Source organism: Neptunomonas sp., assembly GCF_041601355.1.
Classification (GTDB): Bacteria; Pseudomonadota; Gammaproteobacteria; order Pseudomonadales; family Balneatricaceae; genus Neptunomonas.
On record NZ_JBFIIH010000007.1, the window covers coordinates 33,878 to 45,089 of the forward strand.

Below are 11,212 nucleotides of genomic sequence, written 5' to 3' on the forward strand. Positions count from 1 at the left end.
TTATTGTTAGGCTCAGATCTATTTACTAATAAGAATATGCAGAGGCAAGTCCGTTGGCAATATGGAAACAGAGCACGCAAGAAAATAAACCCAGACCTAAAAGGTTTGGTTTTTTATTGCTTCCTAATTTTTCCCTTATTGCCTTCTCATCGGCAATAGAGCCGTTGCGGATGGCGAATTGGGTGAGTGGAGATGATCTTTACGAGACTGTCCTGGTAAGTCATGACGGTGAAGCGGTTGCAAGCAGCCTGGGTGTTGAAATTCTGGTAGATTGCAGCCTTAATGATATTCCTTCGTTAGATACCGTTTTTGTGTGTGGTGCAAGTCCCATTGCACGAACCGGCAATGAAGCCGTGATTGGCTGGTTGCGCCGCCAGAGCCGGGGTAGCATTGCATTGGGTGGTATCGGGACGGGCTCCTATCTGTTGGCTTGTGCGGGGCTTCTGAACAATTATAGGGCGACAATACACTGGTGGGATATCGCCAGCCTTAAAGATGAATTCCCCAATACTCTGGTAACAAATAACCTGTTTGAGATTGATGGTGCACGTTATACCTGCAGTGGCGGAACTGCCGCTATGGATATGATGTTGTTTTTGATAGCTCAGGGGCATGGTATGGAGTTGGCTGCATCGATATCCGAGCAGTTTGTTTATGAGCGTATGCGCACGTCAGAGGAGCAACAGCGTATTCCGTTAAAAGCAAGAATTGGTGCCAGTCAGCCAAAATTGATCGAAGCGGTCACCTTGATGGAGATGAATATCGAAGAGCCTTTGTCGACAGATGATCTGGCACACCATGTGGGGGTTTCCAGGCGGCATCTTGAGCGCTTGTTTAAAAAGCATTTGCAGACGGTGCCTTCTAAATATTACCTGGATCTTCGTCTGGAGCATGCGCGCCAATTGTTACGCCAAAGCGATAAAACAATTTTACAGATTGGATTAGCCTGTGGCTTTTCCAGCGCCTCCTATTTCAGCACGGCTTACCGGAATCATTATGGTGTGACGCCACGGGAGGAGCGAAAGCGTGAAGCGGATCATAGTGGGGAGCAAAGTGCTATGGGGCGTTCTGTGTTAATGACGCCGTGAGGCGCTAGAGCGTAATATTTCTTTAACGATATGCCATGCTGCTAATTTATCAGCGAAGCTGAGAGAGGCATGTGCAGGGCTGGTGGATGGCAGGGTGATGAAAGAGATCCCGGGAGTCGTCAGCAAGCCTGGGAAATGTCGTTTAAACATTTTTGCTGCCGTTTGCCCGTTGAAACAAATTGCCCGGATACTCGGGTTCGCTTTTAATAATCTGGCTATCTCGTTGGGTATGACGCTGTTTCTATCAATTTCACTGTCCAGGCTTCCGGGTCTTATGCATTGATGTGCAACATCCCACAGCGCAACGCCATGCCTCTGAATATGTTCTAAACGCCGGGTGTAATTCAGCTCATCATCAAACTCCAGCAGATGCTTCATAATTTGCCAGAAAGCGTTACGCGGATGTGCGTAATACTGTTGTTCCTGTAAAGATTTAACGCCCGGCATTGAGCCGAGAATCAAGAGCTTTGCTTGAGGTGCGACAATGGGGTTGAAGCTGGTGACGGGAGAGTTCACGATCTGTTTTTCAAACCTTCGGTTGGTGGGCTGCGTTTGCCACTTTACTCAAAATATTGACTGCACCACGAATAACTTTCTGGGCTTTGTGTACATCCTCATTCTGGCCAATCATGGATATATATAATGTATTGTTTTCTAAGCGGAAGCAGAGCAAACGACGTTGTCCTAATTGCAAATGTGCTTCGTCGTATTTTTCTGTGATGTCATCAGTTGCAGCTTTTTCAGCATCGGCTTTATCAGCATGTTTGAAAATGAGCGTAAATGCTTGCAGGGATAGTTTAAGGTAAACGCTCTCTTCGGTAGTGAAAGTGGTCGCAAGAGATTGACTGTTTTGCACAAGGGCGCTGCAATTTGTGCCGGCCATCCCCTCAAGTTTTCTCAGTATTTTCGACATTGTCGCTCCATTGGAGCAGGTCTTCTGCTTGTTGGCGGATCTGTTTGTGTGTAAGTGCGGGTAATGTCAGCAGCCCTAAAGATTGATCTTGCTCGAGAAAAACTGAAACTGAATCTTTATCAGGAGCATGTAGTGAGATGTTGCGTACCAGTTCGAGCTGAGGGGCTTTGCTTTTAATGGCTGCCGCCAGTTTGGCCAGCGATTTGAAAAGGTTGTTACATTCCAGATCTTCCTGAGAGGTATCGATCGTATTAAATTCTTTATTCAGATGGGTGGCACCGGAAATGCCTCGTACTTGCATGGCTGCTTCGATAATAGATATTTTGGGCACGTCCCGGGTTTTTCGTAGCCACTCAAATTGAGGAGAGTCAGGGTCAGGGTTGCGGTTCTTTAATTCGGTCATGGCAACGCGATGTGAGACTTCCGCCCAATCGATGTCGCTCTCCTGATTCAAAGCCGATACTACCAGATCCATAACGTCCATCGATTTGCGTGCATCGATGAAAAGAATAGGGGCCAGGATACCTTTATCTTTCAGGTAATTCTGGTATTCGGCCTCAGTCGGGCTAGGGGTCAGGTCGGAACGTGTAATTGCGATAATAAAGTGTCGTTTGACAATGTAGTCCCAAAACTCACTCAGATAATAATCAATGTCGCGAAAAGGGTAGTTGCGTGTATTGTCGATAAGCAGGATAAGCGCCGAAGCATCGTTCGCTAAATCGCTAACCATCAGGTCCCACATGAACTTAAAGCGTTCTTGTCCCGGCGTGCCATATAAATGAAGCACGCTATCTTCACCCAGAGATAACTTACCGTAGTCCATGCCGACGGTCGTTGTTCTTTTTCGTTTAATAGTTGAGTCAGACACCTTAGTGTCGGTATCGACTACATCGACATCGCTGATGGTTCTGATTGCTGTGGTCTTCCCCGAACCCGGTGAACCAACAAAAAGCACTTTATATGATTTCATGACGCACTTTTTATAAACTCCATTTTTAAGACTGTGTTTACGAGTGATATCAGCTGACAAGATCAGAAGGCTGGTATTATCATGTAATCCGGTGAATCGACACTGAACTGAATTATAGCTTAAAAATTCCGATTGCCAGTCAGAGCGCTATAAATCTAAATAGAAAAGCCAGAAGCAATTAATTACTTCTGGCTTTTATGTGGTTGTTCTAAAGGGTGAGACCTATGGGCAGAGAGCGTCCAGTTTTTGCTTCATCATACCTTGTACCTGACCCGGGTTAGCTTTGCCGCCTGATACTTTCATGACTTGTCCCATAAAGAAGCCAATCATTTTTCCGCGCTTATCAGGTTCAGCAGCGACATATTGATCAACTTGCTTTTGGTTATTGGCAATGACTTCGTCGACTATTTTTTCAATAGCACCCGTATCAGTTACCTGTTTCAGGCCTTTTGCTTCGATAATTTCATCAGCACTACCGCCTTCTTTCCACATGGCTTCAAATACTTTCTTGGCAATGTTTCCTGACACGGTATGGTCTTTAATCCGCTGCAGTAAGCCGCCCAGTTGCTCTGCCGATACGGGGCTGTCTTTGATATCAGTATCATGCTGATTCAAGTGCCTGGAGAGTTCCCCCATCACCCAGTTAACGGAGAGTTTAGCGTCAGCCGATATGGTGGCCACTGTTTCAAAAAAGTCAGATAGCGGTTTATAAGCAGATAACACACCGGCATCATAAGATGATAATTGGTAGGTGTTGATAAAACGAGCCCGGCGCGTATCGGGTAATTCTGGCAGTGCGTTACGAATCGCGTCGATATACTCGTCATCAATGACGATAGGGAGCAGGTCCGGGCAAGGGAAGTAGCGATAATCGTTGGCTTCTTCTTTACTGCGCATTGAGCGGGTTTCATCTTTGTCGGCATCGTACAGGCGGGTTTCCTGAGTAATGCGGCCGCCATCTTCGAGAATATCGATCTGGCGCGCGACTTCACCCTTAATCGCTTTTTCTATAAAGCGAAAAGAGTTGATGTTTTTGGTTTCTGTGCGGTTGCCCAGAGCCTCTCCTTTATAGCGTACAGATACATTGCAATCGCAGCGGAAAGAACCTTCTGCCATGTTGCCGTCACAGATCCCCAGATTAGTCACCAGAGAGTGGATTTTTTTCACGTAGGCAACGGCTTCTTCAGCAGAGCGCATATCCGGTTCAGATACTATCTCCAGCAGTGGTGTGCCCGCGCGATTCAGGTCGATACCTGTCATGCTGGCGAACTCTTCGTGCAGTGATTTTCCCGCGTCTTCTTCAAGATGGGCACGTGTTACGCCAATACGTTTTGTCGTGCCATCCTCTAATTCGATATCAATGTGCCCTTCACCCACAATTGGATAGAAGAGTTGACTGGTTTGGTAGCCTTTCGGCAAATCCGGGTAAAAATAATTCTTACGATCAAACACAGATACCTTGCCAATCTCAGCATCAATCGCCGTACCAAACATAACAGCCATACGTAGCGCGTTTTCATTGAAAACGGGGAGTGTACCCGGTAATGCTAAATCGACAGCGCACGCCTGGGTGTTTGGCTCCGCCCCATAGGCGGTGCTGGCACCCGAGAAAATTTTAGTGGTTGTCGCGAGCTGAGCATGAATCTCCAGCCCGATCACTGTTTCCCATTCCATTATTCGTTATTCCTCTTAAAGGCCTGCAGGCTTCAGGGTGTGCCAGTCAGTTGCCTGCTGGAATTTGTGGGCGACATTCAAAAGCTTTTCTTCAGCAAAATAGTTACCGATAACCTGTAAGCCTACCGGTAGGCCGTTGCTCATACCGCAAGGAATAGACATGCCCGGTAATCCTGCCAGATTTAACGATAGTGTGAAGATATCTTCCATATACATTTCTACAGGGTCAGATGTTTTTTCACCTAGCCTGAAGGCCGGCGTTGGCGTTGTTGGCCCCATGATGACATCGACTTCAGATAATACGCGCACAAAATCTTGTTGGATTAAGCGGCGGATCTGCTGTGCTTTTTTGTAGTAAGCATCATAAAAACCTTCAGAAAGGGCATAGGTGCCGACCATGATGCGGCGTTTGACTTCGGTGCCAAAGCCTTCTCCGCGGGTGCGCTTATACATGTCTTCAAGATCTGTCGGATCTTTACAGCGATAACCGTAACGTACACCGTCAAAACGGGACAGGTTAGATGACGCTTCTGCTGGTGCAACGATGTAATAGGCCGGAACTGATAAGGCTGTATTTGGCAGGCTGACTTCTTTTACTGTTGCGCCTAATGCTTCATATTCTTTGACAGCGGCATGAACGAGTGCGGCTATGTCAGGGTTAAGGCTGGCAGAGAAAAATTCTTTTGGTAAGCCTATCTTTAAACCTGCCAGTGGTGCATTCAGATTGGATGTGTAGTCAGGCACCGCACGGTCAACACAGGTAGAGTCGAGTGGATCCATACCTGCCATGACATTCAACATCATAGCCGCGTCTTCAGCCGTTTGAGCCATTGGGCCGCCTTGGTCTAATGACGATGCGTAGGCAATCATGCCGTAACGGGAAACACGGCCATACGTAGGTTTAAGGCCTGTCAGGTTGCAAAATGCAGCGGGCTGGCGAATCGACCCGCCAGTATCTGTGCCGGTTGCCGCTGGCGCGAGTCCGGCGGCAATGGCTGCAGCCGATCCACCAGAAGATCCACCAGGAACATGCTGTGTGTTCCAGGGGTTGCGGGATGGGCCGTAAAAGCTGGATTCATTTGACGAGCCCATAGCGAACTCATCCATATTGGTTTTACCCAGGGTCACTGAGCCTGCTGCATTAAATTTGCGGATAACTGTTGCATCATAAGGTGATATGAAATTATCCAGCATTTTTGAACCAGCGCTGGTGCGGACGCCTTGTGTGCAAAAAATATCTTTATGCGCAATTGGCAAGCCGGTCATTATGCCAGCGTTACCTGCTGCGCGGCAGGCATCGGCAGCAGCGGCTTGCTGCAGTGCGAGTTCTTCAGTAACAGTAATAAAACTGTTGTATTTGCTGTCTTCGTTTTTGATGCGCTGAAGATATGCCTGAGCCAACTCAACGCTGCTGAATTCGCCCTGTTGAAGCCCTTTGGCCAATCCGGCCAGTGTTTTATTTAACATCTTTATTTAGTCCTAAATCGTTCGCGGGCGCTATTATTCAATCACTTTAGGCACTAGAAACAGGCCGTTTTCTACTGCAGGTGCGACTTGTTGAAGGTGCTCGCGCTGATTTTGCTCAGTAATGATATCCGCTCTCAGGCGCTGCACTGCATCGAGTGGGTGTGCCAGTGGTTCCACATCGGAGGTGTCGATATCTTGCATCTGGCTGATGAGGTCCAGTATGTCGGACAGATTTTTTGCATATTCAGGTACATCGTTCTCATCTATCTGCAAACGCGCCAGATGGGCGATTTTTTCTACATCGGTTCTGTTTAGAGCCATGGTGATCTCGCTAACTGTCTCGGTTTTGGCGAAAAAAAGACTAACTTAACATATTTGCTCCTTGCTCTAAATGCCTGCCGTTGCTAGAGTTACGTGTTTTTAAAAATACCTCAGCTATACCTGTAACTCTTTAAGGTTTCCATTCGACATGTTCAAAAAAATACGGGGTCTGTTTTCGAGCGACCTATCAATCGATCTGGGTACAGCTAATACGCTGATTTTTGTACGTGATAAAGGCATTGTTCTTAACGAACCTTCTGTTGTTGCGATCAGACAAAGTGGTAATCAAAAGTCTGTCGCTGCTGTTGGTAGAGACGCTAAGCGCATGCTGGGCCGTACACCGGGGAATATTACAGCGATCCGTCCAATGAAAGACGGTGTTATTGCAGACTTTCATGTTACTGAAAAAATGCTGCAGTATTTTATTAGCAAAGTGCACGATAATAGCTTTTTCTCGCCTAGTCCGAGAGTGCTTGTCTGTGTTCCCTGCAAATCAACGCAGGTAGAGCGTCGTGCCATTAAAGAATCTGCTTTGGGTGCCGGTGCACGTGAAGTGTATCTGATTGAAGAGCCGATGGCTGCCGCGATAGGAGCTGGTTTACCTGTTGAAGAAGCCAGTGGTTCGATGGTCGTGGATATCGGCGGTGGGACTACTGAAATCGCCGTCATCTCTCTGAACGGTATTGTTTACGCAGAATCTGTGCGCATTGGTGGGGATCGCTTTGATGAAGCGATCGTCACTTATGTGCGTCGTAACTACGGTAGCTTGATCGGTGAAGCTACCGCTGAGCGTATCAAACAAGAGATTGGCTCTGCATATCCAAGTAAAGAAGTACTCGAAATCGATGTGCGCGGACGCAATCTGGCAGAAGGTATTCCACGTAGCTTTACACTCAATAGTAATGAGATTCTGGAAGCTTTACAGGATCCGCTTTCTGCTATTGTACAGGCGGTTAAAAGTGCCCTTGAGCAATGTCCTCCTGAGTTGGCATCTGATATCGCAGAACAAGGTATCGTGTTAACGGGTGGTGGTTCAATGTTGCGTCATATTGATCGCCTGATCAGTGAAGAAACAGGCCTTCCTGTTATTCTGGCGGAAGATCCTCTTACATGTGTAGCCCGTGGTGGTGGTCGAGCGTTGGAGTTGCTGGATAAGCACGCGTTTGAGCTGCTAACGTTCGAATAACAGCGGTTGTTGTTATGAGTAGCTGTGAAACCCCTTCTTTGAGATTGAGGAGGGCGGTCGCGTGAAGCCAATATTTAAGGGCGGTATCCCTCGCCTTTTTTTCGTTGTTCTGGTCTTGCTTGCCATTTTATTTATAGTCAGCGACCTGAATTCTTCCCGTACTCGCGAGGCACGTAGTGTGCTTTCTCTTGTGATGACGCCTGTCCAGTGGTTGGTGGATCTGCCCACACGTGTAGCAGATGATCTGTCAGATGTATTGGTTAGTCGTCGTTCTCTTGTAAGAGATAATATTCAGTTGCGTTCTGAAGTTATTTTGTTGGATGAGCAAGTCCAGCAAATGTCCTCACTGACGACTGAGAACTTGCGGCTTCGTGAGCTATTGAGTGGTCGTCAGCGCATTAAAAATGAGGTGCAGCTAGCCGAGTTGATTGGCGTTAACCCTGACCCCTTCCAGCATCAGATCATCTTGGGAAAAGGCCAGGAGGATGGTGTTTTCCTTGGTCAGCCCGTTTTGGATGCACGAGGCGTGCTCGGGCAAGTCGTCGATGTTTCTCACTATACCTGCCGGGTTATGCTGATTACTGATGCACGCCATGCGCTGCCGGTTGAGATTAATCGTAATGGTTTTCGTGCTATCGCTCTGGGTAAAGGTACATTGGATGAGCTGGAGTTAGAGCATGTTCCTGATACGGCTGATGTGCGTGTAGGAGACCTGTTGGTATCTTCTGGATTAGGCGGGCGCTTCCCATATGGGTATCCGGTGGCGAAAGTGACCAGTGTTGTGCGTGATCCGGGGCGGCCATTTTCAATTGTAAAAGCAGTGCCTGCGGCACGCTTAGATAAAAGTCGGCATTTGTTGCTGGTTGAGCCGGTAAGTGAAAATCGGGAAGAGCCATTGCAAGACGCTTTGCAAAACCCAGCGCCTCCTGAGGAAAAGCAAGCAGATGAATGAACGGCATAACGGAGGCGTGCTGATAGTTATCGGCACCTTGATCATTGGCTTTATTCTAAGTCAAATGCCTTTGCCCGCGATGTTTGTCTGGTGGCGGCCTGAATGGGTTGCCATGATTGTTATTTATTGGGTCATGGCATTACCGCACCGTTTCGGCATTGGTATGGCGTGGGTATCAGGTCTGGCATTGGATGTGTTAAAGGGCAGTTTGCTTGGCATGAATGCGCTTTCACTAACGATGGTGGCATTCCTCACCCTGATCCTGCATAAAAGGCTGAGAATGTATCCTTTGTGGCAGCAGGCGATGATGGTGCTGGTGCTGGTGGGTATTAATCAATTGATCTTCCACTGGATTCAATCTTTGTCCGGTAGTACCGGCGATAGTCTTATTTTTCTGTTGCCGGCTTTTGTTAGTGCGATTTTATGGCCTTGGGTTTTTGTTATATTAAGAGGCATACGACGGACTTTTCACGTCAATTAAATTTTCTGATTAGAGTCGCTTATGTGTGATTTGATTCTGGCTTCGGCTTCTCCCAGACGCAAGGAGTTATTGGCACAGATAGGTGTTGTTTTTAAACAATGCAGTGTGGATATTGATGAAAGTGTCCTGCCTGATGAGCGGCCTGAAGATTATGTGCGTCGTTTAGCCTGTGAAAAATCAGCGGCAGGATTCCGGATTAATTCTCAGCAAGGTGTGGTTCTGGGTGCAGATACGACGGTCGTTGTTGATGGCGTAATATTGGGTAAACCAGATTCTGAAGATCAGGCAGTAGAGATGCTGCAGCAATTGTCCGGCAGAACACATCAGGTTATGACGGGTATCGCCCTGACCGGTAATGGTTATGCTAATAGCCAGGTGGTCGTGACACATGTTACTTTTAAAGACTTGGATGTCGCGCTATGTCGCCGTTATTGGCAGACAGGGGAGCCATGCGATAAAGCAGGCGGATATGGCATTCAGGGATATGCTGCTATATTTGTTGGTAAGATAGAAGGGAGTTATTCCAACGTTGTCGGTCTGCCATTAGCAGAAACCGCGGAACTCTTAAGTAAAGCCGGGATCCAAATTTGGCAAGTCTAGTGTTTTAAAATCTGGTATTTAAAAAGCTAACATTAAAAAATAGGTAGGAATATTGCTGTGGCAGCAAACGTTGGAGAAGAAATCCTGATTAATTTCACCCCGATGGAAACCCGCGTTGCTGTTATTGAAAACGGGATGCCACAGGAGATCTATGTAGAGCGTTCGGCGAAACGGGGAATAGTCGGTAATATTTATAAAGGTAAGGTCGTACGGGTGCTGCCTGGTATGCAAGCGGCATTTATTGAAATTGGCCTTGAGCGCGCCGCCTTTATTCATGTTGAGGATGTGTTGCCGCAGCCTGCCAATGGTGAAGAGAAAAGCAGTATATCGATTTCACAGGTGCTAAAAGAGGGGCAGGCGCTGGTTGTACAGGTGACCAAAGACCCGATCGGTACTAAAGGCGCGCGTTTAACCACACATATTTCAATCCCCTCCCGCTATCTTGTTTATATGCCGGGTAATAGCCATGTCGGTATTTCGCAACGTATAGAAGATGTTGAAGAGCGCGAGCGGCTTCGTGCAGCATTACAGAACAGCATTGCATCAGATGAATCTGATACCGCAGGCTATATTTTAAGAACGGTGGCCGAAGGCGCTTCTGAAATAGAGCTGGTGGCCGATGTTCAGTTCTTAAGGCGTTTGTGGAAATCTATTGAAGCCGATATCAAGACGGCGGCAGTGCCATCAAATGTGTATGAAGATCTACCGCTTAATATGCGTGCGTTGAGAGATATGGCGCATACGGGAATGGAGCGAATTCGTATCGATTCCAAGGAAACCTTCCAGAAAGCGCAGTCCTTCTCGAAAGCTCTGGTGCCTGAAATATTTGATCATCTTGAGTATTATCCGGGTGAAAGGCCTATTTTCGATCTTTATAACGTTGAAGATGAGATGCAAAGGGCGCTGGGGCGAAAAGTTGATCTGAAGTCTGGTGGCTATTTGATTTTTGATCAGACAGAAGCGATGACGACCGTTGATGTGAATACGGGTGGTTTTGTCGGTCATCGTAATCTGGAAGAGACTATTTTTAAAACCAACCTTGAAGCCGCGACTGCTATTGGCAGGCAGTTGAGACTAAGAAACTTAGGTGGCATTATTATTATTGACTTCATTGATATGGAGTTGGTTGAGCACCAGCGTCAGGTGCTAAGAACGCTTGAGCGGGTGCTTGAGCGTGATCATGCTAAGTGTAAGGTGACGGGTGTGTCTGAGCTTGGGCTGGTTGAAATGACCAGAAAACGTACCCGGGAAAGTCTGGAGCATATCCTTTGCGAACCCTGTAGCCAATGCCAGGGGCGAGGTTCTATTAAAACCCCCGTCACGGTCTGTTATGAAATTTTCAGGGAGATTTTACGCCAGCACCGGGCTTATGATACTGACGCTTATCTGGTGCTTGCCTCCGCCGCTGTTGTCGAATATTTAACAGATGATGCTTCAGACCATGTGGCTGAACTGGAAGCCTTTATTAATAAAACTATTCGCTTTCAGGTGGAAGCGATGTATAGCCCTGAGCAATTTGATGTTGTACTGCGATAACCGCGCTTGGTTAGTGGTATAGCG

12 protein-coding genes are annotated in these 11,212 nt (G+C 47.3%); 6 read left to right on the forward strand and 6 right to left on the reverse strand.

Annotated features, from left to right (window positions below; genetic code table 11):
- Nucleotides 1–170: 170 nt before the first annotated feature.
- Nucleotides 171–1,088 carry a GlxA family transcriptional regulator gene (locus ABY436_RS02275; RefSeq protein WP_372737405.1) on the forward strand — a complete coding sequence of 306 codons (918 nt, stop codon included), beginning with the start codon at nt 171–173 and terminating at the stop codon, nt 1,086–1,088.
- Here ABY436_RS02275 and ABY436_RS02280 read toward each other — a convergent pair.
- From ABY436_RS02280 to gatC, 6 genes are all read right to left on the reverse strand, one after another.
- The gene (locus ABY436_RS02280) at nt 1,074–1,604 is read right to left on the reverse strand and encodes a DNA-deoxyinosine glycosylase (RefSeq protein WP_372737406.1); all 531 of its coding nucleotides are present in this window, start codon (nt 1,602–1,604) and stop codon (nt 1,074–1,076) included. The two genes, ABY436_RS02275 and ABY436_RS02280, sit on opposite strands and share 15 nt — an antisense overlap.
- Nucleotides 1,605–1,614: 10 nt before the next feature.
- Entirely contained in the window at nt 1,615–2,001 is a 387-nt protein-coding gene (locus ABY436_RS02285; RefSeq protein ID WP_372737407.1) for a hypothetical protein, read from the reverse strand.
- A complete protein-coding gene (locus tag ABY436_RS02290; RefSeq protein ID WP_372737408.1) occupies nt 1,976–2,971 on the reverse strand; it encodes an ATP/GTP-binding protein in 996 nt (331 codons plus the stop codon). Before ABY436_RS02290 ends, ABY436_RS02285 begins: the two co-directional genes overlap by 26 nt.
- Before the next feature lie 222 nt (nt 2,972–3,193).
- On the reverse strand, nt 3,194–4,645 hold the full coding sequence (gene gatB / locus ABY436_RS02295; protein ID WP_372737409.1) for an Asp-tRNA(Asn)/Glu-tRNA(Gln) amidotransferase subunit GatB: 1,452 nt from the start codon (nt 4,643–4,645) through the stop codon (nt 3,194–3,196).
- A gap of 15 nt (nt 4,646–4,660) precedes the next feature.
- Nucleotides 4,661–6,112 carry an Asp-tRNA(Asn)/Glu-tRNA(Gln) amidotransferase subunit GatA gene (gene gatA, locus ABY436_RS02300; protein ID WP_372737410.1) on the reverse strand — a complete coding sequence of 484 codons (1,452 nt, stop codon included), beginning with the start codon at nt 6,110–6,112 and terminating at the stop codon, nt 4,661–4,663.
- Between the two features lie 33 nt (nt 6,113–6,145).
- Entirely contained in the window at nt 6,146–6,433 is a 288-nt protein-coding gene (gatC, locus tag ABY436_RS02305; RefSeq protein ID WP_372737411.1) for an Asp-tRNA(Asn)/Glu-tRNA(Gln) amidotransferase subunit GatC, read from the reverse strand.
- A 148-nt stretch (nt 6,434–6,581) separates the two neighbouring features.
- On the opposite strand from gatC, the gene ABY436_RS02310 reads away from it, so the two are divergent.
- From ABY436_RS02310 to rng, 5 genes are all read left to right on the forward strand, one after another.
- On the forward strand, nt 6,582–7,619 hold the full coding sequence (locus tag ABY436_RS02310) for a rod shape-determining protein (protein WP_372737412.1): 1,038 nt from the start codon (nt 6,582–6,584) through the stop codon (nt 7,617–7,619).
- Between the two features lie 61 nt (nt 7,620–7,680).
- Entirely contained in the window at nt 7,681–8,571 is an 891-nt protein-coding gene (gene mreC / locus ABY436_RS02315) for a rod shape-determining protein MreC (RefSeq protein WP_372737413.1), read from the forward strand.
- Nucleotides 8,564–9,052, forward strand: coding sequence for a rod shape-determining protein MreD (gene mreD, locus ABY436_RS02320; RefSeq protein ID WP_372737414.1), 489 nt, complete (start codon nt 8,564–8,566; stop codon nt 9,050–9,052). Before mreC ends, mreD begins: the two co-directional genes overlap by 8 nt.
- A gap of 21 nt (nt 9,053–9,073) precedes the next feature.
- The gene (locus tag ABY436_RS02325; RefSeq protein WP_372737415.1) at nt 9,074–9,652 is read left to right on the forward strand and encodes a nucleoside triphosphate pyrophosphatase; all 579 of its coding nucleotides are present in this window, start codon (nt 9,074–9,076) and stop codon (nt 9,650–9,652) included.
- 57 nt (nt 9,653–9,709) lie between these two features.
- Complete coding sequence (gene rng, locus ABY436_RS02330) at nt 9,710–11,188, forward strand: ribonuclease G (protein WP_372737416.1); 1,479 nt, start codon at nt 9,710–9,712, stop codon at nt 11,186–11,188.
- Nucleotides 11,189–11,212 lie beyond the last annotated feature (24 nt).

Coding starts and splice junctions, on each gene's coding strand:
- gatC (WP_372737411.1), bottom strand. CDS start 6,433: ATGGCTCTAAACAGAACCGATGTAGAAAAAATCGCCCATCTGGCGCGT.
- ABY436_RS02325 (WP_372737415.1), top strand. CDS start 9,074: ATGTGTGATTTGATTCTGGCTTCGGCTTCTCCCAGACGCAAGGAGTTA.
- ABY436_RS02310 (WP_372737412.1), top strand. CDS start 6,582: ATGTTCAAAAAAATACGGGGTCTGTTTTCGAGCGACCTATCAATCGAT.
- gatB (WP_372737409.1), bottom strand. CDS start 4,645: ATGGAATGGGAAACAGTGATCGGGCTGGAGATTCATGCTCAGCTCGCG.
- mreD (WP_372737414.1), top strand. CDS start 8,564: ATGAATGAACGGCATAACGGAGGCGTGCTGATAGTTATCGGCACCTTG.
- gatA (WP_372737410.1), bottom strand. CDS start 6,112: ATGTTAAATAAAACACTGGCCGGATTGGCCAAAGGGCTTCAACAGGGC.
- ABY436_RS02275 (WP_372737405.1), top strand. CDS start 171: ATGGCGAATTGGGTGAGTGGAGATGATCTTTACGAGACTGTCCTGGTA.
- ABY436_RS02290 (WP_372737408.1), bottom strand. CDS start 2,971: ATGAAATCATATAAAGTGCTTTTTGTTGGTTCACCGGGTTCGGGGAAG.
- ABY436_RS02285 (WP_372737407.1), bottom strand. CDS start 2,001: ATGTCGAAAATACTGAGAAAACTTGAGGGGATGGCCGGCACAAATTGC.